The following is a 24486-nucleotide window of genomic DNA, read 5'->3' on the forward strand; positions in this document are numbered from 1 at the left end:
TTCACCGCACGCGCGTGCTCACCACACCCACGGCATCGCACGGAACCACTCCTCCATCCACGTACATCCCATAGGGGGGACCCTCATGGCCCGCAAGTCACAGCAGCAACATCAACCTCAGAAATCACAGGGATCACAAGGGTCACAAGGGCGGCTCAGCTCGCCCCCGGCGCCTCCGTCCCGGTCCGGCTCCGCACAGAGCCCCGTTCTCCAGCTCCAGGAGCTGACCCGCGTCCACGGCAGTGGCGCCACCGAGGTGCACGCCCTGCGCGGGATCAACCTCGATGTCTTCCCCGGCGAACTCGTCGCCGTCATGGGCCCGTCGGGCTCCGGCAAGTCCACGCTGCTGACGATCGCGGGCGGCCTCGATCTGCCCACGTCCGGCCGTGTGCTCGTCGAGGGGACCGACATCACCACCGCCGACCGCAAGAAGCTCGCGGCCCTGCGCCGCCGCAGCGTCGGCTATGTCTTCCAGGACTACAACCTCATCCCCGCCCTCACGGCCGCCGAGAACATCGCGCTCCCCCGCGAACTGGACGGCGTCTCCGCCCGCAAGGCCCGTGTCGAGGCACTCGCCGCCCTCGCGGAAATGAACCTCGAACAGCTGGCGGACCGCTTCCCCGACGAGATGTCCGGCGGCCAGCAGCAGCGCGTCGCCCTCGGCCGCGCGCTCGTCGGCGAGCGGCGCCTCGTCCTCGCGGACGAACCGACCGGCGCGCTCGACTCCGAGACCGGTGAGGCCGTGCTCGGCCTGCTCCGCGCCCGCTGCGACGCGGGCGCCGCCGGCATCCTGGTCACGCACGAGCCGCGCTTCGCCGCCTGGGCGGACCGGGTGGTCTTCCTGCGGGACGGCGCCGTCGTCGACCAGACCCTGCGCAGCGACGCGGAGTCGCTCCTCTCCGGCCAGGCGGCCGAGCTGTGACGACCTGGTACCACTCCTGGCGGGCCGCACTGCGAATAGCCCGCCGCGATGCCTGGCGCTACAAGGGACGCAGCTTCCTCGTCCTGGCCATGATCGCGCTGCCCATCCTCGGCGTGAGCGCCCTGGACCTGACCCTCCGCAGCGCGGAGCTCTCCGCCTCGGAGTCCATGGAACGGGAGCTCGGCGGCGCCGACGCCCGGTTCTCCGACCCCGAGTACGACGGCGAGGCGGTGCTCCAGAGCCCCGACGCCCAGATGTACCAGCTGAAGGAGGACTTCGACGGCGCGTCGTGGCCCGATGGCGCCACCGACCTCAAGAAGGCCATCCCGGCGGGCGCCACCGTCCTGGAGGACTCCGTCGGCTCCGGGAAGCTGCGCACCACCCACGGGCTGCTGCACACCGAGATCCGTGAGCTGAAGGCCGCCGACCCGATGGCCCGGGGCATCATGCGCCTCGGCGAGGGCCGGTTCCCGGAGAAGAGCGGCGAGCTCGCGGCGACCACGCACTTCCTGGAGGCGAGCGGTCTGCGGATCGGTTCCCAGCTCACCGCTCGTGGGCTGGACGCCGAGTACCGGATCGTCGGCTCGTACGAGCTGCCGAGCGAACTCGCGGTGGACCAGGTCAACGCGCTTCCCGGCGCGATGCTGGACCCGCTCGACAAGGCGCTGAAGGCCGACGACCTGCCCGGCACGAGCGCCACCACCACATATCTGGTCGACCGGGGCGCGTCCGGCGCGGACGGTTTCACGTGGAACATGGTCCAGGAGGCCAACGCCAAGGGAGTCCTGGTGACCTCCCGCGCCGTGGCCCTGAACCCGCCGGCCGGCGCCGATGTCCCGCTGTACCAGATGGACGGCTGGGGCGGCTACGAGCAGAGCACGGCGGCCCAGACCGCCGAGCTGGCCGCGGTCGGTACCGTCGTCGGTCTCGCGATGCTGGAGATCTGCCTGCTGGCGGGCCCCGCCTTCGCCGTCGGCGCCCGGCGCTCGCGCCGTCAGCTCGGCCTCGTCGGGGCCAACGGCGGCGACCGGCACCACATCAGGGCCATCGTCCTCGGCGGCGGTCTGGTGATCGGGGTCGCCTCGGCGGTCGTCGGTACGGTCCTCGCCGTCGGCCTGACCTTCGCCCTGCGCCCGTTGCTTGAGGACTACATGGGCAAGCGGTTCGGCAGCTTCGACATCCGGCCGCTGGAGCTGGGCGGTATCGCGCTGCTCGCCGTCGTGACCGGGCTGCTCGCCGCGATCGTCCCGGCCATCACCTCCTCCCGGCAGACCGTCCTGGCCTCGCTCACCGGCCGCCGCGGAGTCCGCAAGTCCAGCAGGGTGCTGCCGGTCGTGGGGCTGATCGCGGTCGCGATCGGCGCGTCGATCGCGCTGTACGGGTCGCTGATGACCGACCAGTTCGCCGTCGTCGCCGGCGGCAGCGCGCTCGCCGAGCTGGGCGTGGTCGCGCTGACCCCCGCCCTGGTGGGGCTCTTCGGCCGGATCGGCCGCTGGCTGCCGCTCTCCCCGCGGCTGGCGCTGCGGGACTCCGTACGCAACCGGGGACGCACGGCCCCCGCCGTGGCCGCCGTACTGGCCGCCGTCGCGGGCACCGTCGCCGTCTCCACGTACACCGTGAGCAGCGACGCCCAGTACCGGGCCGAGTACGTGCCCGATCTGCCGCACGGCGCGGTCGCCGCCATGATCACCGAGGGCGGCGGCCGGGACGTGCCCACCGTACGGGAAGCGGTCCAGAAGGCCCTGCCCGTCGACATCCGGGCCGATGTGGACCGGATCAACGTCGGCAAGCCCAGTTGTCCGATGTACGGCGGTGAGGAGGGCTGTGGGCTGTACGAGGTCGTCCTGCCCGAGGCCAACCAGTGCCCGCTGTGGGAGGACGACGAGACCGACAAGTTCACCCCGGCCGAGCGCCGCAAGCTCGGCAAGGACTGGCGCTGCCAGGACGACCCCGTCTACAGCCAGGTCGACGGTGGTGTGCTGATCGGCGACGCCAAGGTACTGAAGGTACTCGACATCAAGGACCCGGAGGCCGAGAAGGCGCTCGCCGAGGGCAAGGTCGTCTCGTTCGACAAACGGAACGTCAACAAGGACGGCAGGATCGGCATCCGGCTGATCACCGATGTCGAGGCGGCGGACAAGGCGCGGGAGGCGGACAAGGAGCCGCCGGGCGAGATCAAGTCGTTCGCGGTGCACCAGACCCCCGAGAGCGTCAACCCCTACGGCCTTTCCATGATCATCACTCCGGCCACCGCGAAGGCGGCGGGTCTCAGCACCGTCCCGTTCGGCGCGTACTACTCGACCACCTCCCTGCCGACCACCGCCCAGCAGCAGAAGCTGGACGGTGAGATCGACAAGACCGGCACCGACGTCAACCTGCGGATCGAGAAGGGGTACACCGCCGAGTCCGACATCGTGCTGCTGGCACTGACCGTCTTCGCCGGTCTGGTCACCATCGGCGCCGCCGGTATCGCCACCGGGCTCGCCCAGGCCGACGCCGAGGCCGATCTGAAGACGCTCGCGGCGGTCGGCGCCCCGGCGCGGGTCCGCAGGACACTCAGCGGCCTCCAGTGCGGGGTGGTGGCGGTGATGGGGGTCCTCCTCGGCTCCGCGGCCGGGGTACTGCCCGCCATCGGGCTACGGCTGACCACGCGGCGCAGCGAGGAGAGCTGGTACCAGGATGCCCTGGACCAGGGGTCGAGCTTCGCCACCCCGCCGTTCGTGCCCGTCGTCATCCCGTGGGCCACGATGGGCGCCCTGCTGATCGTCGTCCCGCTGGGCGCGGCGCTCCTCGCGGCGCTGGTCACCCGCTCGCACCGGACGCTGGGCCGCAGGGCCGCCACGTAAGGGCCCGGTGCCCGCCGGGGTACCCCGGCGGGCCTCCCGGCCCCGGAGCCGCGCCCCCGTACGAAAGACGGATCGTCTTCGTACGGGGGCACGCCGCGTGATGACGCACTTGTGCGAGACAATGGACCGCATGGAGATGCCGAGGAACGAACGGTCGCAGGAGAGCCCCCATGTCCTGGTGGTCGGACAAGACGGGATGTCCTTCGGCGGCGGCGGGGCCGACGCCGAGGCGCGTGAGATCCCGGTGACGGAGATGGTGGAGCAGCCCGCGAAGGTCATGCGCATCGGCAGCATGATCAAGCAGCTTCTGGAGGAAGTGCGGGCGGCTCCTCTGGACGAGGCGAGCCGGGTGCGGCTCAAGGAGATCCACGCCGGCTCGGTCAAGGAGTTGGAGGACGGGCTCGCCCCCGAGCTGGTGGAGGAGCTGGAACGGCTCTCGCTGCCCTTCACGGACGAGGCGATCCCCTCCGAGGCGGAACTGCGCATCGCGCAGGCCCAGTTGGTGGGGTGGCTGGAGGGCCTGTTCCACGGGATCCAGACGGCGCTCTTCGCCCAGCAGATGGCTGCCAGGGCCCAGCTGGAACAGATGCGGCGCGCTCTGCCGCCCGGCTCCGTCCCGGACGACGAGGGCGAGCAGGGCCATGGCGCGATCCGCTCGGGCCCGTATCTGTAAGAGGTCGCGCCTGTAAGCGGTTGTGCCTGTAAGCGGTCGCGCGGACTCTGAGCCGCGCTTCCGCAAGCCCCGCAGGGGTGGCGCGGTCCGGCCCGTACGCCGTACACCGGACCGCGCCCCTGTTTCTCGGGCTCCTCAGGAGGTGAGGAGCAGCACCTTGCCGATATGCGTACCGCTCTCCAGCGCGCGGTGCGCGTCGGCCGCCCGCTCCATCGGCAGCGTCTGATCGACGATCGGCCGGACCCGTCCGTCCGCGATCAGCGGCCAGACATGCTCCCGTACCGCCGCGACGATGGACGCCTTCTCGGCCAGCGGGCGGGCGCGCAGCGAGGTCGCGGTGATGGCGGCGCGCTTGCTCAGCAGGGCGCCCAGATTGAGTTCGCCCTTCATCCCGCCCTGGAGACCGATCACCGCGAGCCGGCCGTTCACGGCCAGCGCCTTCACATTCCGCTCCAGATATTTGGCGCCGACGATGTCGAGGATGACATCCGCTCCCGCGCCCTCCGTGGCCGTGCGGATCTCCTCGACGAAGTCCTGCTCCCGGTAGTCGATCAGGATGTCCGCGCCCAACTCGGCGCAGCGCGCCAGCTTGTCGGGGCCGCCCGCCGTGACCGCGACCCGCGCGCCCACGGCCTTGGCGAGCTGGATCGCCATCGTGCCGATCCCGCTGGCGCCGCCGTGCACCAGGACGGTCTCACCGGGCCGCAAGTGGGAAATCATGAAGACGTTGGACCAGACCGTCGTGGTGACCTCGGGCAGCGCCGCGGCGGTGGCCAGGTCCAGCCCCGCCGGTACGGGCAGGAGCTGCCCGGCCGGTACGGCGACCCGCTCGGCGTAGCCGCCGCCGGCCAGCAGCGCGCACACCTCGTCCCCGACGGCCCACCCGGCGACACCGGGGCCCAGTGCGGTGATCCGGCCCGCGCACTCCAGACCGGGGTACGGGGAGGCGCCGGGCGGGGGATCGTAGAAGCCCTGGCGCTGCAACAGGTCGGCACGGTTGACGGCGCTCGCCACCACCTCGACAAGCACCTCGCCGTCACCGGCTACGGGGTCGGGCACCTCTGCCCATACGAGCGAGTCGGGGCCGCCGGGTTCCGGAATCGTGATCGCATGCATGGCCGCGAGGCTACTCCTGAGCACCCATCGGAGAGGCCAGGTCAGCGCGGACACCAGGTCAGTTGACGAGTTCGCACCGCCGGGCCGGTCAACTGGATGGCCTGCGCGGTCAGTTGGCGCGGTCAGTTGGCGCGGTCAGTTGGCGAGGTCAGTTGGCGAGGTCGGACTCCGCGGGGCTCGTGGCCCGGACGATGGTGATCAGCCGGTCGGTGAGCTGGAGCGGGCTCGCGGCCGGGTCGTCGTAACCGAGCAGCCGGTGCCCGCGCAGCACGCTCACGACCAGGTCGTCCGTCTCCCGTACGCTCCGCCCCACCTCGGCCTTTATCACCGGGCGTTCGATGAGGTCGAGGCCGCTGCCCTGCTGGATCAGATCCTCCATCACCGTGCCGGCGCTGGGGCTGAGCACCGAGAGCCCGAGCAGCCGGCCCGCCGCGCTCGCGCTGGTGATCACGGCGTCCGCGCCGGACTGCCGCAGCAGCGGCGCGTTCTCCTCCTCGCGCACCGCGGCGACGATCTTCGCGCCGCGGTTGAGCTGCCGCGCGGTCAGGGCCACCAGGACCGCCGTGTCGTCGCGCTGGGTGGCGATGACGATCTGGCGGGCGCGCTGGAGTTCGGCCCGCAGCAGCACATCGCTGCGGGTCGCGTCGCCGACGACCCCCACGAACCCCTCGGCGTTGGCCGCCTCGATCACCTTGTTCGACGGGTCGACGATGACGATCTGTTCCTTCTTCAGCCCGGTGGCCCGGAGAGTCTGTATCGCCGAGCGTCCCTTGGTGCCGTACCCGACGATGACGGTGTGGTCGCGCAAGTTGGACCTCCAGCGGTTCAGCCGCCACTCCTCCCGGGTGCGCTCCGTGAGGACCTCAAGAGTGGTTCCGACCAGGATGATGAGAAAGCAGACCCGCAGCGGGGTCACGAGCAGGATGTTCACCAGCCGCGCGCTGTCGCTGTACGGGACGATATCGCCGTACCCCGTCGTGGAGAGCGTGACGGTGGCGTAGTAGACGGAGTCGAGGAAGTCGACGGACTCGTCCGCGTTGTCGTGGTAGCCCTCCCTGTCGATGTAGACGAGGAAGACCGTCAGCGCGAGGACGAACAGCGCCATCAGCAGCCGTCGGCTGACCTGCCGCAGCGGCCGTACGGCCGTACGGCGTGGCAGCTTCACCCGCGCGGCGACCAGATGCTCGTCCGCGCGCCTGGCCATCGCATCCTGGCCGGGAAGTTTCACGTGAAACACCCTCCGTCGACCGATGCCACGGCGTTCCACGGCAGGTCGAGAACTTCCAGCTCTTCGCCCGGCCGCGCGCCACCGGGCTTCACCACCGCGAGCCCGTCCGCGGCGGCGATACCGCGCAGCATGGCCGGACCGTTGAATCGCAACGGTACGAGCCCTTCGTCCCGGTGGACGAAGGGGATCAGCCGGGTGTCGGACGGATGCCCGTGCACCGCGTCCCGTACCGGTACGTGGTACGGCGTCCTGGGCGCCCGCCCCGCCAGCCCGCAGAGCACCGGCTCGGCGAGCGTCAGCAGTCCGGAGACCGCGGCGAGCGGATTGCCGGGCAGCCCGATGAAGAGCCGCCCGGGGTCGCGCCGGGCCAGCACCATGGGATGTCCGGGGCGTACGGCGACCCCGTCCACCAGCAGTTCGGCGCCCGTCCGCCGCAGCACGGTGTGGACATGGTCGACCGGTCCCGCCGCCGTGCCGCCCGTGGTGATGACGAGATCCGCCGTGGACGCGGAGACGGCGCGGTGCAGCGCCTCGGCGTCGTCGCCGAGCCGGCGGGTGGCGACGACCTCCGCGCCGAGAGCGCGCAGCCAGGGTGCGATCAGCGGGCCGAGGGCGTCACGGATCAGTCCGTCGTGAGGGAGCCCTTCGACGAGCAGTTCGTCGCCGAGGACCAGTACCTCGACGCGCGGGCGCGGGACGGTGGGCAGCTCGTCGTATCCGGCCGCCGCCGCGAGCCCGAGCACGGCGGGGGTGATCACATAGCCGGCGGGCAGCAGATGTTCACCGGAGCGGCACTCCTGGCCGCGCGGCCGGATGTCCTGACCCTGGGTCACCGGGCGCTGGGAGTACAGATGTCCGGCGGCGTCGGTACGGGCGTGCTCGCTGCGGATCACCGCGGTCGCCTCGGGCGGCACGCGGGCGCCGGTGGCGATCCGTACCGCCGAACCGTCGGGGAGGGGCGCGGCCGTGGCGTGCCCGGCGAGCAGACCGGGGCCGTCGTCGCTGCGGCCTGTGACCTCCTTCTGTGCGGACCAGGGGCCCGGCCCGGAGACCGCCCAGCCGTCCATGGCGGAGGTGTCGAAGGGCGGCAGGTCGGTCAGCGCGACGAGCGGTTCGGCGAGCGCCAGGCCGAGGGCTTGGTCGAGGGGGGCCCGGCGGGTCCGCGCGGACGGCGCCGGGTCCGGTGCGGGGCGCCCGGAGCGGGCGGCGAGCGCGCGGGCGTCGGACCACGCCGTGGCACGGTGCCGGCGGGACGCGGCGGGAGCTGTGCCGGCCGTCCCGGCGCCCCGGCCGGTGGTGTGGCTGCCGCCGGTGGTGTGGCTGCCGCCGGTGGTGTGGGCGCTGCCGGTGGTGTGGGCGCTGCCGGTGGTGTGGGCGTGGCTGCTGTCGTGGCTCCCGCCGGGGTCGGCCGCGCCTCGGCCGACGAGGGCCAGCACGTCGTCGATCCCGTCGATCCCGTCGGTGCCGTCGGTGCCGTCGGTGCCGTCGACGCCATCGGGCCCGTTGAGCCCACCTGCCCCCGCGGTCTCGTCGGACCCGTCGCTCCCGTCGGCGGCGTCGGGCCCGTCGACCTTGCGGTCATGGGCGGTCATCCTGCGTCGGCCCCCTTGGATCCGGCCGCGCCGCCGTCGCTCCCGGTGGAGTCGCCGGTGGCGTCTCCGGTGGCCTTCGCCCCGGCCTCCGCCTCCGCGGCCCAGCGCAGGGCCAGCGCCGCGGCCTTGCGGGCCGCCTCCGCGACGGCTTCGGGCCCGTCGCCCCCGGCCTTCGCCGCCGCGTACCCGACCAGGAAGGTCGTCAGCGGCGCGGCGGGCCGGGCGACGCCGTGCGCGGCATCGCGGGCCAGATCGAGGAGGGTGGAGGTGTCGACGTCCAGCTCGATGCCGAGTTCGTCCTTGACTGCGGTGATCCATTCGTCCAGCACGGTCCCATGCTCCCTGATCCGGGCCCGCGCCGTGGAGATGTCCTCCCAGGTATCGCAGTCGAAAGAGGCGAGGGGCCCCGCATCGACCCGGGCGAGTTCGAGTTCCTGCGTGAGCAGCCGCAGCGGAAGCCCGGCGAGGCTGCCGTACTCGGTGGCGAGCAGGGCGATCTCGCGGCGCAGCGGCTCGGCCCGGTACGCCGCGACCAGCGGCTGGTCCCGGCCATCGGCGTCGGTGAGCAACGCCGCCTCGGCGTTGCTCCCGGTGAGCGTCCCGACCAGGCGGCGCACCGTCGGCCGGGAGAGGAACGGCAGGTCGGCGGAGAGGACGAGCACGGTCTCCGCACCGGCCCTGACGGAGCGCACCCCTGCGTCGAGCGCGGCGAGCGGCCCGCCGCCCGGCGGCTCCTCGCGGGCCCAGCGCACCGGGCGTGCCGTCGGCCGCCGGCCGCCCACGACCACCGTCTCGGCGGCCCCGTCGCAGGCGGCGAGCACCCGGTCGAGCAGCGCCCGGCCGCCGACCCGCACCCCGGGTTTGTCGGCCCCGCCGAGCCGTCTGGCGGCGCCTCCGGCGAGCACGATGGCGTCATACGCGGTCATGGCTGCATTATGTGCCGTGATCGCCGCTCGGGAGTACGCGCGGTCCTCCGTTCCCCGGCCCGGACCCCTCACAGCGTGCGCAGCAGCACCGCCGGTTGCTCGACACAGTCCGCGACATGGCGCAGGAAGCCGCCCGCCGTACCGCCGTCGCAGACCCGGTGGTCGAAGGTGAGCGAGAGCTGGACGAGCTGACGGACCGCCAGCTCGCCCTGGTGGACCCAGGGTTTGGGCACGATCCGTCCGATGCCGAGCATCGCCGCCTCGGGGTGGTTGATGATCGGGGTGGAGCCGTCGACCCCGAACACCCCGTAGTTGTTGAGCGTGAAGGTGGAGCCGGTCAGGTCCTTCGGCGTCAGCGTGCCGGTCCGGCCCGCCTCCGTGAGCCGGGCGAACTCGGCGCTCAGCGACTCCGCGGAGCGGGTGTGCGCGTCCCGTACGACGGGGACGACCAGCCCGCGGTCGGTCTGCGCGGCGAAGCCGAGATGCACCTCGGGCAGCCGCACGATCTCCCGGGCCGCCGTGTCCACGGTGGCGTTCAGCTCGGGGTACCGGGCCAGGGCCGCCGTGCAGATCCGGGCGAACAGCGCGATCAGCGAGATCCTGGGCCCACCCGCCGCGTTCATCGCCGCACGGGCGGCCAGCAGCTCCGTGGCGTCCGCGTCGACCCAGCAGGTGGCGTCCGGGATCTCGTGGCGGCTGCGGACCAGCTTGTCCGCGACCGCGCCCCGTACGCCCCGCAGCGGCACCCTGGTGGCGCCGGGCGGCAGCGGGGAACCCTCCGCACGGCCCGGTGCCCGCGACGCGGGCCTCGGTGCCGTGGACGGTACGGGTGCCGGGGCCGGTGCGAGGCGGGGCGGGGCGGCGGGGGACGCCGTGGCGCCTTCCCGTATCGCCCGCTCGACGTCGCACCGCAGGATCAGGCCGTCGCGGCCCGAGCCCGAGAGTGTCCGCAGATCGAGGCCGTGCTCACGGGCGAGCCTGCGCACCAGCGGTGAGACGACCGGCACGGGACCCGCCGTCCCGTTCGCGGTGGAGTCGGCCGGCCCGGCGGGAGGAGCCGCACGGAGTCCGTCCCCCGGCGGCCGGACCCGGCGCCTGCGCGCCACCGGCGCGCCCGTGCCGTACCCGACGAGCACATTGCCCGAACCTCCGGCCTCGGACGGTGCGGGAGACGGAGGCGGCGCGGACCCGGCCGCCGGAGCCGGGTGGGAGGCCGGGGCCGGGGCCTCGGGCGAGGCCTGGCCCGGGGCCGACGCGCCCACCGCGACGGTCAGCAGCGGCGCCCCAACCGGCAGCTCCGTGCCCTCCTCGCCGTAGCGCGCTGTCACCACGCCCCCGTAGGGGCAGGGCACCTCGACCATCGCCTTGGCCGTCTCGACCTCGACGACCGGCTGATCGACGGCGACGACATCCCCCACCGACACCAGCCAGTGGACGATCTCCGCCTCGGTCAGCCCTTCACCGAGGTCAGGCAGTTTGAATTCCAGCACCTGCGCCATCAGCTCTCCGTCTCCCACTGGAGCCGCGCGACCGCGTCCAGCACCCGGTCCACTCCCGGAAGATGGTGCCTCTCCAGCATGGGCGGCGGATAGGGAATGTCGAATCCGGCCACTCGCAGGACCGGCGCCTCCAGGTGGTGGAAGCAGCGCTCGGTGACCCGCGCGGCGATCTCACCGCCCGGCCCGCCGAAGCCCGTGGACTCGTGGACGACGACCGCCCGGCCCGTGCGGCGTACGGATTCCGCCACCGTCTCGTCGTCGAACGGCACCAGCGAGCGCAGGTCGACGACCTCCAGGTCCCAGCCCTCGGCGCGGGCCGCTTCCGCCGCTTCGAGACAGACGGGGAGCGAGGGACCGTACGTGAGCAGCGTGGCGCTGGAGCCCCGGCGCCGGACGACCGCGCGCCCGATCGGCCCGACCGTGGCCGGCGCGTCCGGCGACCACGCGGCCTTCGACCAGTAGAGCCGCTTCGGCTCCAGGAAGACCACCGGGTCGTCGGAGGCGATGGCGGCCCGCAGCAGCCCGTACGCGTCCTCGACCGTCGCGGGTGTGACGACATGGAGGCCGGGGGTCGCCATGTAGTACGCCTCGGAGGAGTCGCTGTGGTGCTCGACCCCGCCGATCCCGCCGCCGTACGGCACCCGCACCGTGATCGGCAGCGGCATGGCGCCGCGCGTCCGGTTGCGCATCCGCGACACATGGCTGATGAGCTGTTCGAACGATGGATAGGCGAAGGCGTCGAACTGCATCTCGACGACCGGCCGCAGCCCGTACATCGCCATACCGACCGCCGTCCCCAGGATGCCCGCCTCGGCGAGCGGCGTGTCCGTGCAGCGCTCGTCCCCGAACTCGGCCGCGAGCCCGTCGGTGATCCGGAAGACCCCGCCGAGCGTGCCCACGTCCTCCCCGAGCACATGGACAGACGGGTCCTCGGCCATCGCGTCACGCAGCGCGCGCTGGAGCGCCAGTGCCATCGTGGCGGGCTTCGCCGCCACAGCCGCCTTCTCCGCCACGGCGCCGATGCCGGTGCCGGTCATCGCGGATCACCGGCCCCTTCGGCGGCCGGCTCGGCGGAGGCGGCCAGCTCCGCCCTGAGCTGGGCCTCCTGCTCCCGAAGTTGCGATGTCCGCTCCGCGAAGACATGCGCGAACAGATCCATGGGGTCGAGCACCGGATCCGCGTTCATCCGCTCGCGCAGCCGCGCGGCCATCGTCTCGGCGGAGCCGGCGGCCTCCCTGACGCCGTCCTCGTCGAGCACTCCACGCTCCCTCAGCTCGTGCTCCAGCAGCCGCACCGGGTCGTGCGCGCGCCAGGCCTCCACCTCGTCGCCCTCGCGGTAGCGCGTCGCGTCGTCGGCGTTCGTATGGGCGTCGATGCGGTACGTCACGGCCTCGACCAACGTGGGCCCCCCGCCGTGCCGGGCGCGCGCCAGCGCCTCGTCGAGCACCCGGTGCACGGCGACCGCGTCGTTCCCGTCGACCAGGCGCCCCGGCATGCCGTACCCGACGGCCTTGTGGGCCAGAGAGGGGGCGGCGGACTGCTTGGCGAGCGGTACGGAGATCGCGAAGCCGTTGTTCTGGACGAGGAAGACGACCGGAGCGCGCCATACGGCGGCGAAGTTCAGTGCCTCGTGGAAGTCGCCCTCGCTGGTGCCGCCGTCACCGACCAGGGCGAGCGCGACGACATCGTCCCCCCGGAGCCGGGCAGCGTGCGCCAGCCCCACCGCGTGCGGAAGCTGGGTGGCGAGCGGTGTGGAGAGCGGGGCGATCCGGTGCTCGTGCGGGTCGTACCCGGTGTGCCAGTCGCCGCGCAGCAGCGTCAGCGCCTGGACGGGGTCGAGCCCGCGGGCCACGGCGGCGAGCGTGTCGCGGTAGCTGGGGAAGAGCCAGTCCTGCTCGCGCAGGGCGAGCGCGGCGGCGACCTGGCATGCCTCCTGGCCGGTGCTCGACGGATAGACGGCGAGCCTGCCCTGCTTGGTCAGCGCCGTGGCCTGCGTGTTGAACCTGCGGCCGCGGACCAGTTCGGCGTAGAGCCGCAGCAGCAGCGCGGGGTCGGCCCCGGCCGCGGCGTCCGTCCCCAGTACGCGGTACGGCTCGGGGTCGGGGAGCAGCGGTGCGGGGTCGGTCCGCGGCTGCCAGGCCGGGGGCGGGGCGGGTGGACGAGCCGCGGCGGCGGGCAGTTCCTGGACCGGCGTGCTGCTCTTCTTCACGCGTGCACCTCCTCGTCGGGGCGAACGGGCGGAGCACCGGATCGCGGCGCCGCCTCCCTACCGATTGTTCGGTCGACGGGCCATTTTGGCTACACACGCCTCCAGCCTGTGGACAAACGGTTCTCCACAGCCTGGGATGGACGCAGGCCGTCCATGGCGGGGAGTCGGGGAGACAGGAGGGCTGAACAAATGGCCGACGGCACGGAACGGGCCGCCGCGCAGGAGCAGCCGCCGCGTCCGCTGGACGCCATCGACCGGGACATCCTGCGCATTCTCCAGACGGACGGCCGCGCCTCGATACGGTCGGTCGCCGAGCGCGTCCATGTCTCCCGGGCCAACGCGTACGCGCGGATCAACCGGCTGATCGACGACCGGGTGATCCGCGGCTTCAGCGCCAGGGTCGACCACGAAAGGGCCGGGCAGGGGGCTTCCGCGTACATCACGCTGAAGATCGTCCAGAACTCCTGGCGCACGGTGCGCGAGCAGCTTCAGGAGCTGCCGGGCGCCACCCACATCGCCCTGGTCAGCGGCGATTTCGACGTCCTGCTGCTGGTGCACGCCCCGGACAACAGGTCGCTGCGCGAACTGGTCCTGACCCGGCTCCAGTCGATCCCGGAGGTGCTCTCGACGCGCACGCTGCTGGTGTTCGAGGAGACGGATCTCGGCCCGGGCAGCATGCCGCCCCTCTGAGAGCCTGTGGCGTGTCTCCCAGGGCCGTGCCAGGCCCCGCCTCAGGGCCGCGCCCGGCCCGCCCGTCAGGAGGTGCGCAGCCCGCCGAAGGCCAGCCGTACGACGGCGTCCGCGACCTGGTCGCGGTCGTAGCCCCCGGCCGCGTGCGGCCGGTACCACTCGACCAGGGAGTTGACCATGCCGAAGAGCAGCCGCGTCGCCAGTTTGGTGTCCAGGTCGGCCCGCAGATCGCCCTCGGCCGCTGCGGCCCTCAGGAGGCCGGCGACCCGCAGGTCGAACTCCCTGCGCCGCTCCATCGCCCAGCGCTCGGTCTGTGTGTTGCCTCTGACCCGCAGCAGCAGCGTCACGTAGGGCAGCTCGGCCATCAGTACCTCGACCGTGCGCCGGGTGACGTACTCGACCCGGGCGACGGCCCGGCCACGCGTCGCGCCGTCCTCCTCCAGGATCCCGAAGAGGCCGTCGAGGGCGCGGCTGACGGCCCGCCGCAGCAGCTCCTCCTTGCCGACGACATGGTGGTATATGGAGGACTTCGAGATCCCGGCCGCCTTGGAGAGATGTTCCATGGAGGTGCCGTCGTAGCCGCGTTCGTTGAAGACACGGACGGCCACGGCCAGCAGGGTCTCGGGAGTGTAGGTGTCGCGCTTGGCGGTGGTCATGAACGCCCCTGCTTCGCTTCGATGTCGGCGCGGCGGGTCAGTGCCGTGGACGGGGCGTAACGGCCGCCGGGATACGCGTCGTCCAGGGCCGACAGGAAGGACCGGGCCCACCACGCCGTGAGCCGGTCGCACCACTCGCCGGGTCCGCCAGGGTAGTTCACGCCGAGTTTCATGGCGGTGTCGATGTCCCGCGCGCTCGCCACCCCGCGGGCGGCGGCGTCGCAGGCGAGGTCGATCAGCAGGGCCACGGTACGGCCGACGATCATGCCGGGGATGTCGTCGACGACGCTGACCCGCTTGCCGAGCCGCTGGAAGAGGCCGATGGCCGCCCGCAGGTCCCCGGGGTCGGCGTCGGCGCCGGGCGCGAGGGCGACGCGCGTACAGGAGCGGTAGTCCAGTGCGAGGTCGAAGTGGATGCGCGGCCCGGAGGGGCCGCCCGTGGCGCTGGATCCGTCGGTGAGGCGCAGCGCCGTACCGCCGGGCAGGGCGAGGAAGCCCCCCGGGACGTGCGGGGTGCGGTCGCGGGTGACCTTGATGCCCGCTTCCTCGATCATCTCGCGCAGGACGGCGGCGGGCCCGAGATCCCCGTGCACACCGACCGCGTCCGGCGCCTCGCGGGGCTCTTCGGTGCGCGGTACGGGGGCAGCGGCGCCCTCGCCGTACGGGAACCAGCCCTGGCCCGTCTTACGGCCGAGGCGGCCCGATTCCACCAGCCTGCGCTGGGCGAGCGACGGGGTGAACTTCGGGTCGTGGAAGAAGGACTCCCACACGGAACGGGTCACGGCCTCGTTGACGTCCTGGCCGATCAGGTCGGTCAGCTCGAAGGGGCCCATCCGGAAGCCGCCGCCCTCGCGCAGCACCGCGTCGACGGTGGCGGGGTCGGCGGCCCCCTCCTCGTACACCCGCAGCGCCTCCGCGTAGAAGGGGCGGGCCACGCGGTTGACGACGAAGCCCGGCGTATCGGCACAGCGCACCGGGGTCTTTCCCCAGGCCAGCACGGTCTCGTACGCGCGCGTCACGGCGTCCGGGGCGCTCGCGAAGCCGCTGACGACCTCCACGAGGGGCAGCAGGGGCGCCGGGTTGAAGAAGTGCGTCCCCACGAGGCGGCACGGCAGGCGCAGCGCGCCCGCGACGGCCGTGACGGAGAGGGAGGAGGTGTTGGTGGCGAGCAGGCAGTCGTCGGAGACGACGTCCTCCAGCGCCGCGAGCAACTCCCGTTTGGCGGAGAGCTCTTCCAGGACGGCTTCGATCACCAGCGCGGCGTCGGCCAGTTCGGCGAGGTCCGCCGCCGGGAGCAGCCGGGCCACCGCGGCGTCGCGGGCCGTCGTGCCGAGCCGGCCCTTGGTGACCAGCCGGTCCAGGCGCCCGGTGATGGTGGCGGCGGCCTCACCGGCGCGGCCCGGCACGGCGTCGTAGAGCCGTACGGGGTGGCCGGCGACCAGCGCCACCTGGGCTATGCCCTGGCCCATCGTGCCGGTGCCCGCGACCGCGACGACGCGGCCCGGCTCGATTGCTGTCATGGCCGCAATCCTCCCGTATCGGTGGGGCGCGCGGTGCCGGGGAGGCGACCGCTGTCCGCCGCGTTCGTCGTCGGTTGTCCACAGGATCGCCCGGATCCCCTTGTCCCGACCGATCGTTCGGTTACTCTAACTCTGTCGGCCGGTCCCTGTCCCCGCCTCTGTCCCAGCCCCTGTCCCTGCCCCTGTTCCCCTCTCCGCTCCGGCTCTCCGCCGCCGCACGACCCCGCACGCCTCGCCCCCTCGCACGTCCTCGCACATCCGATGAACTCGATGAGGAGTTGGTCCACGATGGCCGCCCAGCTCAGCCCCCAGCAGCTCGCCGAGAAGCACCGGCCCACGCTCGACCGTGCCCTTGGGACGATCGGGTCCCGCGGCTACTGGTCCCCGCACCCCGAGCACCCCAAGGCGTACGGCGAGAGCGCGCCCGCCGACGGGCTCGCCGCCTTCCAGGCACTGCGCGGGACGCGCTTCGAGCTGGACCAGCCCGGTACGGACGGCTGGACCGGCGGCGAGGTCTCGCCCTACGGGCCGGCCCTGGAGATCGAGTACCCGCACGCGGACCCGGACGTCCTGCTGCCCGCCCTGGGCGCGGGCATGGGCGCGTGGCGCGCGGCGGGCCCCGAGACCCGCGCCCTGGTCTGTCTGGAGATCCTGGCGCGGATCAGCGCGCGGACCCACGAGTTCGCGCACGCGGTGATGCACACGAGCGGCCAGGCGTTCACGATGGCGTTCCAGGCGGGCGGCCCGCACGCCCAGGACCGCGGTCTGGAAGCGGTGGCGTACGCCTACCAGGAGCAGACCCGGACGCCCGCCTCGGCCGAGTGGTCCAAGCCGCAGGGCAAGCGCGACCCGCTGGAGCTGCGGAAGTCCTTCACCGCCGTGCCGCGCGGCGTCGCCCTGCTGATCGGCTGCAACACCTTCCCCACGTGGAACGGCTACCCGGGACTGTTCGCCTCCCTGGCCACCGGCAATCCGGTCCTGGTCAAGCCGCATCCGCGGGCGGTGCTGCCGCTCGCGCTGACGGTCCGGGTGGCCAGGGAGGTGCTGGCCGAGGCGGGCTTCGACCCGAATCTGGTGGCGCTGGCGGTGGAGCGGCCCGGCGAGGGCATCGCCAAGTCCCTGGCCGTCCGCCCTGAGATCCGGATCATCGACTACACGGGGTCGACCGTCTTCGGCGACTGGCTGGAGACCCACGCACGCCAGGCGCAGGTGTACACGGAGAAGGCGGGCGTCAACACGGTCCTCGTGGACTCCACGGACGACTACAAGGGGATGCTCTCCAACCTCGCCTTCTCGCTGTCGCTCTACAGCGGCCAGATGTGCACGACGCCGCAGAATCTGCTGATCCCCCGGGACGGCATCACGACGGACGCGGGCGAGAAGGCGTACGACGAGGTGGTGGCCGATCTGGCGGCTTCGGTGGCCGGGCTACTGGGCGACGACACCCGGGCCAACGCCCTGTTGGGCGCGCTGGTCAACCCCGGGGTGAAGGCCCGGCTGGAGGCGGCCGGCGGGCTCGGGGACCTCGCGCTCGCCTCACGGGAGATCGCCCACCCCGACTTCCCCGACGCGGTGGTCCGTACGCCCGCGATCGTGACGGCCGACGGCGCCCGCAAGGTCTGGGAGAGGGCGTGGGACGGCGGCGAGGAGGTGCCGTACCTCACCGAGTGCTTCGGGCCCGTGTCGTTCGCGGTCGCCGTGGACTCGACGCAGGACGCGCTGGAGCTGCTGCGGCGCACGGTGCGCCACCAGGGCGCGATGACGGTCGGCGCGTACACGACGTCGCAGGAGACGGAGCGCGCGGTCGAGGAGGTCTGCCTGGAGGAGTCCGCGCAGCTCTCGCTCAACCTCACGGGCGGGGTGTATGTGAACCAGACGGCGGCGTTCTCGGACTTCCACGGTTCGGGCGGCAATCCGGCGGCGAACGCGGCGCTGTGCGACGCGGCGTTCGTGGCCAACCGCTTCCGCACGGTGGAGGTACGCCGCCCGTCCTGAGCGCTCGCGTCCTGGCCCGGCCGGCCGGGCAGCCGCCGACCTGTGCCGGGCCGGTTCGTGCAGCCGCCGACCTGGCCGGGTCCGTCAGGGCGCGGGCGGAGCCGGGATCTGCGCGTACCGCTGGATCCAGGCGTGCATGGCGATGGCCGCGGCGGCTCCCGCGTTGATCGAGCGCGTCGAGCCGAACTGGGCGATCGAGCAGACCATCGTGGCGTGCGCGCGGGCCTCCTCGGTCAGGCCGGGCCCCTCCTGACCGAAGAGCAGCACGCAGCGGCGCGGCAGCTCGGTCCGCTCCAGCGCGACGGCGCCCGGCAGATTGTCGATCCCGATGATCGGCAGCCCCTCGGCCGCCGCCCAGGCCGTCAGCTCCTCCGTACCGGGATGGTGGCGCACATGCTGGTACCGGTCGGTGACCATGGCTCCGCGCCGGTTCCAGCGCCGCCGGCCCACGATGTGGATCTCCTTGGCGAGAAAGGCGTTGGCGGTGCGGACCACGGAGCCGATGTTGAAGTCGTGGCTCCAGTTCTCCACCGCGACATGGAAGTCGTGGCGCCGGGTGTCGAGGTCGGCGACGATCGCCTCGCGCGTCCAGTACCGGTACCGGTCGGCCACGTTGCGGCGGTCCCCGGCCGCCAGCAGTTCCAGGTCGTACCGCTCGCCCCGGGGCCAGGGCTCGCGGTGCGGTCCGACACCGACCGGGGGTACGTAGCCTTCGTCGTACTGGACCGGCTCCAGGCCCTCGTCCGATGTCTCGCTGATCACCTACACGAGGGTACGTGGCTGCTCGGGGCTCTCCTGCCGCTGCCCGGGCACCGCCTCCCCGGTCGACGTGCGAGTGCGGCCCGGCAGCTGGCCGAGCAGCCGGTCGCGCACCCCGGTGACCCGGCCGCCGAGCCACAGCAGGAAGACCGTCGGCAGGAACACGGCGTCGGCGGCGATCATGGCGAGCGAGAAGAACGGCAGCCCGAGCAGGACCGCGATCCCCGCGTGCTCCAGCATCATCGCGACGAGCAGGACGTTCTTGACGCGCCGGTTGAAGAGCGTGAAGGGGAAGGCGACCTGCACGACGACCGTGCCGTACGTCAGCACCATCACGATGAGCGCGCTGGACGCGAAGAGGTCGGAGAGCGCGGGCCAGGGCGCGAAGTAGTCCAGCTTGAGCGGGTAGTACAGCGCGGTGCCGTCCTGCCAGCGCGAACCCTGGATCTTGTACCAGCCGGCGGTGGCGTAGATGAGGCAGACCTCGGCCATGATCACGGCGAGCGCGGCGTTGTGGATCAGATTGGCGAGCACGTTCAGCAGGGCGCGCGGCTCGCCGCGGGGCGCGTGGCGGTTCACGGCCCACCAGAGCCCCTGGGCGGCCCAGGCCCCCCAGAACAGGGCCGTCAGCCAGTTCTCGATCTGGACCCGGTCGGTGAACGTGCCGATGAGGAGGACCGTGCCGGTGACGGTCCAGAGGACGGGTCCGACCCGGTCCCGTACGGCCGGAGGGGCGGCGTCCGAGGCACCCGCCGTCTCCGCCGTACCCACCGTCTCCGCCGTACCCACCGTCTCCGGCGTGCGCGCCGCGCGGGCGGCTCGGGCGGCGCGCCGGGCGTCGAGCGACCAGACCTGTCCGCAGCGCGTCAGCACCAGATAGATCGCCATGAGGTGGATGACGTTGTCGCCGCCGTCCCCCATGAAGATGCTGCGGTTCTGGAGCGACAGCACCCCAACCATGAAGAGCACGGACATGGTGCGGGTGCGCCAGCCGATCATGAGCAGCGCGCTGGAGAGGACGGCGACGGCGAAGACGATCTCGAACCAGAGCGCGCTGTCCGACCACATCAGCGCGGAGAAGGCGTTGTTCCTCGCGATGAGCCGCTGGGCCATGTCCCAGCTCCAGGGCCCTTCGGGTCCGTACAGCTCACGGCGGTGGGGCACCTCGCGCAGCAGGAAGAGCAGCCAGGTACCGGCGAAGCCGATCCGTATGACGGCGCTCTGGTAGGGGCCGAGGGCCGCGGAGGTGACCCGGTGGAGCGCGTCGGCCGCCCACCGGTCGAGGGGGCGTGCCGTACGAGCGGACGCCGCGGGTACCGGGGCGTGACGCGGGGCGGCCCGCTCCGGCTGTTCGGGGAGTTCGGGCTGCTCGGGGTGTTCGCTCACCGGTGCGCCTCCGCACGGCCGTTCCGTACGCCGCCGGGAAGGTCGGCGGCGTCCACCGTCCACCAGGGGTAGACCCGGTAGGACGGGCGCGTGCTGATCTTCTCGGTGCTCCAGTGCGGCGAGGAGACCGCCGTGGTGACCGACCTGACCTGGATGCGCACCACCGGCCCGCCCAGATCGTGATCGGCCAGCCGCAGCATCACGATCCGGCGGATGTAGCTCTCGGAGAGCTGTCCGCGCAGCCCGTTCGGCCGGTTCTGATCATCATGCGATCCGACGAAGAAGTCCCAGCCCCTGCGCAACTCGTTCTGGTCGACATGGCTGGGCAGGACGTTGCCGTGGATCGCGGCGCCGTCCTCGGCGGAGAGGTCGATCCACTCACTGGTCCTGCGCGTGGAACCGGTGGATCCGGTCTCGGCGCGCACCTCGACGGCGATGTTCTGCTGGAGCGGGTTGGGCGCGAAGAGCTTCCAGTTCTGCTCGAACTCGGGGTAGACCCAGCCGTCGACGGCCTTGCCGTACTGCTTGGTCAGCGTGTTGGACGGCGCGACGTGGAGGAACACCATCGCGACATGCCCGCAGGCCAGCAGTCCGATGACCGCGAGCGAGACGGCGGCCACCACCTGGTAACGGAAGGAGAGGCCGGATATCCCGGCCCCCGGTGGCGGACCGGCTTTCCCGCCCTGGTCGTCGTACGAATCCATCCCGCCCCGATCCCCGTCGTACTCCGGTCAGTTATCCACAGGGTTGACACCCTACGGGCCGCACACCCACCATTGAAGTCCATGAACCGAACGATCGGTCGGTAGGGGGTCCGGATGACGGCAGTGTCCACGGGGACGGCCGAGGAGGCGACGATGGCAAGGACGGCGGAGTCCTTCGAGGCGGCGTTCGACGCGGCCGTCGCCGCCGACGAGCGCATCGAGCCACGCGACTGGATGCCCGAGGCGTACCGCGCGTCCCTGGTCCGCCAGATGGCCCAGCACGCCCACTCCGAAATCATCGGAATGCAGCCGGAGGCCAACTGGATCACCCGCGCGCCCTCGCTGCGCCGCAAGGCGATCCTGATGGCCAAGGTCCAGGACGAGGCGGGACACGGCCTGTATCTCTACAGCGCGGCCGAGACGCTGGGCACGGGCCGTGACGAGCTGCTCGACAAGCTCCACAGCGGCCGCCAGAAGTACTCGTCGATCTTCAACTACCCCACGCTGACCTGGGCGGACGTCGGCGCGATCGGCTGGCTGGTGGACGGAGCCGCGATCACGAACCAGGTCCCGCTGTGCCGCTGCTCGTACGGCCCGTACGCCCGCGCGATGGTCAGGATCTGCAAGGAGGAGTCCTTCCACCAGCGCCAGGGGTACGAGCTGCTGCTGACCCTGAGCAACGGGACTCCGGCGCAGCAGGCCATGGCACAGGACGCGGTGGACCGCTGGTGGTGGCCGTCGCTGATGATGTTCGGCCCGCCGGACGACGAGTCGGCGCACTCGGCGCGGTCCATGGCCTGGAAGATCAAGCGGCACTCCAACGACGAGCTGCGGCAGCGCTTCGTCGACATCTGCGTCCCGCAGGCCGAGGCCCTGGGCCTGACCCTCCCCGACCCGGACCTCCGGTGGAACGAGGAGCGGGGGCGGCACGACTTCGGGGCGATCGACTGGGCGGAGTTCCACGAGGTGCTGAAGGGCAACGGGCCGTGCAACGAGGAGCGGATCACCCAGCGCCGCCGGGCCCACGAGGAGGGCGCGTGGGTACGGGAGGCCGCGGCGGCGTACGCGGAGAAGCACCGCCCCGGGACGGTACGAATGGAGGCGACGGCATGAGCGGTACGGCCGACTGGCCCCTGTGGGAGGTCTTCGTACGCTCCCGCCGCGGGCTCGCGCACACCCACGCGGGCAGCCTGCACGCCCCGGACGCCGAGATGGCCCTGCGCAACGCGCGGGACCTCTACACCCGGCGCGGCGAGGGCGTCTCGATCTGGGTGGTGGAGTCCTCGGCGGTCACGGCCTCCTCGCCGGACGAGAAGGACCCCTTCTTCGCCCCTTCCGCCGACAAGCCCTACCGGCACCCGACCTTCTACGAGATCCCCGAGGGGGTGAAGCACCTGTGAGCGGCGTACCGGCGACGACCGGCGCCCCGGCGCCCGGGCGGGCCCCCGACGCGGTGAACAGGGCGGCGGCCCTGGCGCTCGGCGACGACGCGCTGGTGCTCTCGCACCGGCTGGGGGAGTGGGCGGGCCACGCCCCCGTCCTCGAAGAGGATGTCGCGCTGGCCAACATCGCGCTGGACCTGCTGGGCCAGGCGCGGTTCCTGCTCTCCCTCGTCGGGGACGAGGACGAGCTGGCCTATCTGCGCGAGGAGCGCGCGTTCCGCAACCTCCACCTGGTCGAGCAGCCGAACGGCGACTTCGCGCACACGATCGCCCGCCAGCTCTACTTCTCCACCTACCAACTCCTCCTGTACCGGCAGCTCGCGGCCGGGGAGAGCGAGTTCAGCGCTCTGGCGGCCAAGGCGGTCAAGGAGGTCGCCTACCACCAGGACCATGCCGAGCACTGGACCCTGCGGCTCGGGGACGGCACACCGCAGAGCCATGAGCGGATGGAGCGCGGCTGCCGGGCGCTCTGGCGGTTCACCGGCGAGATGTTCCGCCCCACCGACGGGCTCGACGCGCTCGATGTCGACTGGCGGGCGCTGGAAGAGAGCTGGCTCGCCTCCGTCACCGATGTGCTGCACCGGGCGACCCTGCCCGTGCCGGACGGCCCCCGATCCGGTGCCTGGACGGCGGGCGCGGGCCGCCAGGGGCTGCACACGGAACCGTTCGGACGGATGATCGCCGAGATGCAGCACCTCCACCGCAGCCACCCGGAGGCGTCATGGTGACGACCCCCGACAGGAGCGCGGCGCCGGCGGGCACGACGGCGCTGGAGCAGGAGCTGCGCGCCCTCGCGGGCTCCGTCCCCGACCCCGAGCTGCCGGTGCTGACCCTGGCCGAGCTGGGCGTGCTGCGCGGCCTCCATGTCGCGGGCCCCGGCCGGGTCCGCGTGGAGCTGACCCCCACCTACACCGGCTGCCCGGCCATCGGCACGATGTCCTCGGACATCGAGCGCGTCCTGCACGACCACGGGGTGCCGGAGGTCTCGGTCGTCACGGTCCTCTCCCCGGTCTGGTCGACGGATGACATCAGCGCCGAGGGCCGCCGCAAACTCGCCGAGTCCGGCATAGCCCCGCCCCGCCCGGGCGCCACCGCGGGCACCGCCGGCGGGCCCGTGCCGCTGACGCTCTCCCTGCGCTGCCCGCACTGCGGCTCGACCGACACCGAACTGCTCAGCCGGTTCTCCTCCACCGCCTGCAAGGCGCTGCGCCGCTGCACGGCCTGCGGTGAACCGTTCGACCACTTCAAGGAGTTGTAGATGTTCCATCCGCTCCGGGTCAGCGAGGTCGAACCGCTCACGGACGACGCGGTCGCCGTCACCCTCGCCGTACCGCCCGAGCTGCGCGAGGCGTTCCGGCACACCCCGGGCCAGCACATCGCCCTGCGCCGCCGCACCGGGAGCGGCGAGGAGATCAGACGCACGTACTCGATCTGCGCCCCCGCCGGCCCCGACGCGGCGCTGCGGGTGGGTATCCGGCTGGTCGAGGGCGGAGAGTTCTCGACATACGCCTTCAAGGAGCTGGCCGTGGGCGATGTGGTCGAGGCCATGGAGCCGACCGGCCGCTTCGTCCTGGAGCCCCGCGCCGGGTACTTCGCGGCAGTCGTCGGGGGCAGCGGCATCACCCCGGTGCTGTCGATCGCGGCCACCCTGCTGATACGGGAACCCACGGCCCGGTTCTGTCTGGTGCGCAGCGACCGCACCGTGGCGTCCACGATGTTCCTGGAGGAGGTCGCCGACCTCAAGGACCGCTTTCCCGACCGCTTCCAGCTCGCCACGGTCGTCTCCCGGGAGGAGCGGCGGACGGGGTTGCCGTCCGGCCGACTGGACCGCGAGCGGCTGACCGGGCTGCTGCCCGCGCTGCTCCCGGTGGCCGACGTCGACGGCTGGTTCCTCTGCGGCCCGCTCGGTCTGGTCTCCGGCGCGGAGCGCGCGCTGCGCGGCCTCGGGGTGGAGCGTGCCCGTATCCACCAGGAGATCTTCCACGTCGACGAGGCGCCGTCCGCCGCCGTGGCGGCGGCCACACCCGGCGCCCGGGCCCCCGCGCACAGCACGCTGACCGCGACCCTGGCCGGCCGCTCGGGCACCTGGCCGGTACGGGAGGGCGAATCCCTGCTGGAGACGGTGCTGCGCGGTCGCGCGGACGCCCCCTACGCGTGCAAGGGCGGCGTCTGCGGCACCTGCCGGGCGTTCCTGGTCCAGGGCGAGGTCTCCATGGACCGCAACTTCGCCCTTGAACCGGAGGAGACGGACGCGGGGTACGTACTGGCCTGCCAGTCCCATCCGGCGACCGCGGAGGTGGAGCTGGACTTCGACCGCTGAGCC

General features: G+C 72.6%; 22 protein-coding genes. 10 read left to right on the top strand and 12 right to left on the bottom strand.

Annotated elements, in window-relative coordinates:
* Positions 1-85 precede the first annotated feature (85 nt).
* From ACIQ7D_RS07405 to ACIQ7D_RS07415, 3 genes are all read left to right on the top strand, one after another.
* The gene (locus tag ACIQ7D_RS07405; protein WP_403934586.1) at positions 86-922 is read left to right on the top strand and encodes an ABC transporter ATP-binding protein; all 837 of its coding nucleotides are present in this window, start codon (positions 86-88) and stop codon (positions 920-922) included.
* Complete coding sequence (locus ACIQ7D_RS07410; RefSeq protein ID WP_403934589.1) at positions 919-3768, top strand: FtsX-like permease family protein; 2850 nt, start codon at positions 919-921, stop codon at positions 3766-3768. Before ACIQ7D_RS07405 ends, ACIQ7D_RS07410 begins: the two co-directional genes overlap by 4 nt.
* Before the next feature lie 130 nt (positions 3769-3898).
* The gene (locus ACIQ7D_RS07415; RefSeq protein WP_403934592.1) at positions 3899-4441 is read left to right on the top strand and encodes a bacterial proteasome activator family protein; all 543 of its coding nucleotides are present in this window, start codon (positions 3899-3901) and stop codon (positions 4439-4441) included.
* A 135-nt stretch (positions 4442-4576) separates the two neighbouring features.
* On the opposite strand, the gene ACIQ7D_RS07420 is transcribed toward ACIQ7D_RS07415, so the two are convergent.
* The 7 genes from ACIQ7D_RS07420 to pdhA form a co-directional block, all read right to left on the bottom strand.
* On the bottom strand, positions 4577-5557 hold the full coding sequence (locus tag ACIQ7D_RS07420; protein ID WP_403934595.1) for an NAD(P)H-quinone oxidoreductase: 981 nt from the start codon (positions 5555-5557) through the stop codon (positions 4577-4579).
* A gap of 148 nt (positions 5558-5705) precedes the next feature.
* Positions 5706-6761 carry a potassium channel family protein gene (locus ACIQ7D_RS07425; RefSeq protein WP_403934598.1) on the bottom strand — a complete coding sequence of 352 codons (1056 nt, stop codon included), beginning with the start codon at positions 6759-6761 and terminating at the stop codon, positions 5706-5708.
* A 20-nt stretch (positions 6762-6781) separates the two neighbouring features.
* Positions 6782-8377 (bottom strand): molybdopterin molybdotransferase MoeA, encoded by a 1596-nt coding sequence (locus ACIQ7D_RS07430; protein ID WP_403934601.1) that lies wholly within the window; start codon positions 8375-8377, stop codon positions 6782-6784.
* Positions 8374-9303 carry an NTP transferase domain-containing protein gene (locus ACIQ7D_RS07435; RefSeq protein ID WP_403934604.1) on the bottom strand — a complete coding sequence of 310 codons (930 nt, stop codon included), beginning with the start codon at positions 9301-9303 and terminating at the stop codon, positions 8374-8376. The genes ACIQ7D_RS07430 and ACIQ7D_RS07435 overlap by 4 nt, the downstream gene beginning before the upstream one ends.
* Positions 9304-9371: 68 nt before the next feature.
* Positions 9372-10802, bottom strand: coding sequence for a dihydrolipoamide acetyltransferase family protein (locus ACIQ7D_RS07440; RefSeq protein ID WP_403934607.1), 1431 nt, complete (start codon positions 10800-10802; stop codon positions 9372-9374).
* Positions 10802-11839, bottom strand: coding sequence for an alpha-ketoacid dehydrogenase subunit beta (locus ACIQ7D_RS07445; protein ID WP_403934610.1), 1038 nt, complete (start codon positions 11837-11839; stop codon positions 10802-10804). Before ACIQ7D_RS07445 ends, ACIQ7D_RS07440 begins: the two co-directional genes overlap by 1 nt.
* Entirely contained in the window at positions 11836-13011 is a 1176-nt protein-coding gene (pdhA, locus tag ACIQ7D_RS07450) for a pyruvate dehydrogenase (acetyl-transferring) E1 component subunit alpha (protein WP_403934613.1), read from the bottom strand. The genes ACIQ7D_RS07445 and pdhA overlap by 4 nt, the downstream gene beginning before the upstream one ends.
* A 189-nt stretch (positions 13012-13200) precedes the next feature.
* Between pdhA and ACIQ7D_RS07455 the strand changes: the two genes are divergently transcribed.
* Positions 13201-13701: an Lrp/AsnC family transcriptional regulator gene (locus ACIQ7D_RS07455; protein ID WP_403934616.1), complete on the top strand. Its 501-nt coding sequence runs from the start codon at positions 13201-13203 to the stop codon at positions 13699-13701.
* Between the two features lie 65 nt (positions 13702-13766).
* Here ACIQ7D_RS07455 and ACIQ7D_RS07460 read toward each other — a convergent pair whose 3' ends face one another.
* Complete coding sequence (locus ACIQ7D_RS07460; protein ID WP_403934619.1) at positions 13767-14357, bottom strand: TetR/AcrR family transcriptional regulator; 591 nt, start codon at positions 14355-14357, stop codon at positions 13767-13769.
* The gene (locus tag ACIQ7D_RS07465; protein WP_403934622.1) at positions 14354-15877 is read right to left on the bottom strand and encodes a 3-hydroxyacyl-CoA dehydrogenase; all 1524 of its coding nucleotides are present in this window, start codon (positions 15875-15877) and stop codon (positions 14354-14356) included. The genes ACIQ7D_RS07460 and ACIQ7D_RS07465 overlap by 4 nt, the downstream gene beginning before the upstream one ends.
* A gap of 288 nt (positions 15878-16165) precedes the next feature.
* Between ACIQ7D_RS07465 and paaN the strand changes: the two genes are divergently transcribed.
* On the top strand, positions 16166-17872 hold the full coding sequence (paaN, locus tag ACIQ7D_RS07470) for a phenylacetic acid degradation protein PaaN (protein WP_403934626.1): 1707 nt from the start codon (positions 16166-16168) through the stop codon (positions 17870-17872).
* An 84-nt stretch (positions 17873-17956) separates the two neighbouring features.
* Here the strand turns inward: paaN and ACIQ7D_RS07475 are convergent, their stop codons facing one another.
* From ACIQ7D_RS07475 to ACIQ7D_RS07485, 3 genes are read right to left on the bottom strand one after another with little or no spacing between them, the layout of a single operon-like run.
* Positions 17957-18634, bottom strand: coding sequence for a TrmH family RNA methyltransferase (locus ACIQ7D_RS07475; RefSeq protein WP_403934629.1), 678 nt, complete (start codon positions 18632-18634; stop codon positions 17957-17959).
* Positions 18635-20017: an HTTM domain-containing protein gene (locus ACIQ7D_RS07480; protein ID WP_403934632.1), complete on the bottom strand. Its 1383-nt coding sequence runs from the start codon at positions 20015-20017 to the stop codon at positions 18635-18637.
* Positions 20014-20721: a DUF5819 family protein gene (locus tag ACIQ7D_RS07485; protein ID WP_403934635.1), complete on the bottom strand. Its 708-nt coding sequence runs from the start codon at positions 20719-20721 to the stop codon at positions 20014-20016. Before ACIQ7D_RS07485 ends, ACIQ7D_RS07480 begins: the two co-directional genes overlap by 4 nt.
* Before the next feature lie 153 nt (positions 20722-20874).
* Between ACIQ7D_RS07485 and paaA the strand changes: the two genes are divergently transcribed.
* From paaA to ACIQ7D_RS07510, 5 genes are read left to right on the top strand one after another with little or no spacing between them, the layout of a single operon-like run.
* Positions 20875-21834 carry a 1,2-phenylacetyl-CoA epoxidase subunit PaaA gene (gene paaA, locus ACIQ7D_RS07490; RefSeq protein WP_403935071.1) on the top strand — a complete coding sequence of 320 codons (960 nt, stop codon included), beginning with the start codon at positions 20875-20877 and terminating at the stop codon, positions 21832-21834.
* Positions 21831-22121 carry a 1,2-phenylacetyl-CoA epoxidase subunit PaaB gene (gene paaB, locus ACIQ7D_RS07495; protein ID WP_403934638.1) on the top strand — a complete coding sequence of 97 codons (291 nt, stop codon included), beginning with the start codon at positions 21831-21833 and terminating at the stop codon, positions 22119-22121. The genes paaA and paaB overlap by 4 nt, the downstream gene beginning before the upstream one ends.
* On the top strand, positions 22118-22891 hold the full coding sequence (gene paaC / locus ACIQ7D_RS07500; protein WP_403934641.1) for a 1,2-phenylacetyl-CoA epoxidase subunit PaaC: 774 nt from the start codon (positions 22118-22120) through the stop codon (positions 22889-22891). The genes paaB and paaC overlap by 4 nt, the downstream gene beginning before the upstream one ends.
* A complete protein-coding gene (gene paaD / locus ACIQ7D_RS07505) occupies positions 22885-23421 on the top strand; it encodes a 1,2-phenylacetyl-CoA epoxidase subunit PaaD (RefSeq protein WP_403934644.1) in 537 nt (178 codons plus the stop codon). Before paaC ends, paaD begins: the two co-directional genes overlap by 7 nt.
* Positions 23422-24483, top strand: a complete 1062-nt coding sequence (locus ACIQ7D_RS07510; RefSeq protein ID WP_403934647.1) for a 2Fe-2S iron-sulfur cluster-binding protein — start codon at positions 23422-23424, stop codon at positions 24481-24483.
* The last annotated feature ends 3 nt before the right edge of the window (positions 24484-24486 follow it).

Origin of the sequence: Streptomyces sp. NPDC096310 (assembly GCF_044763125.1) — a bacterium.
Taxonomy (GTDB): Bacteria; Actinomycetota; Actinomycetes; order Streptomycetales; family Streptomycetaceae; genus Streptomyces.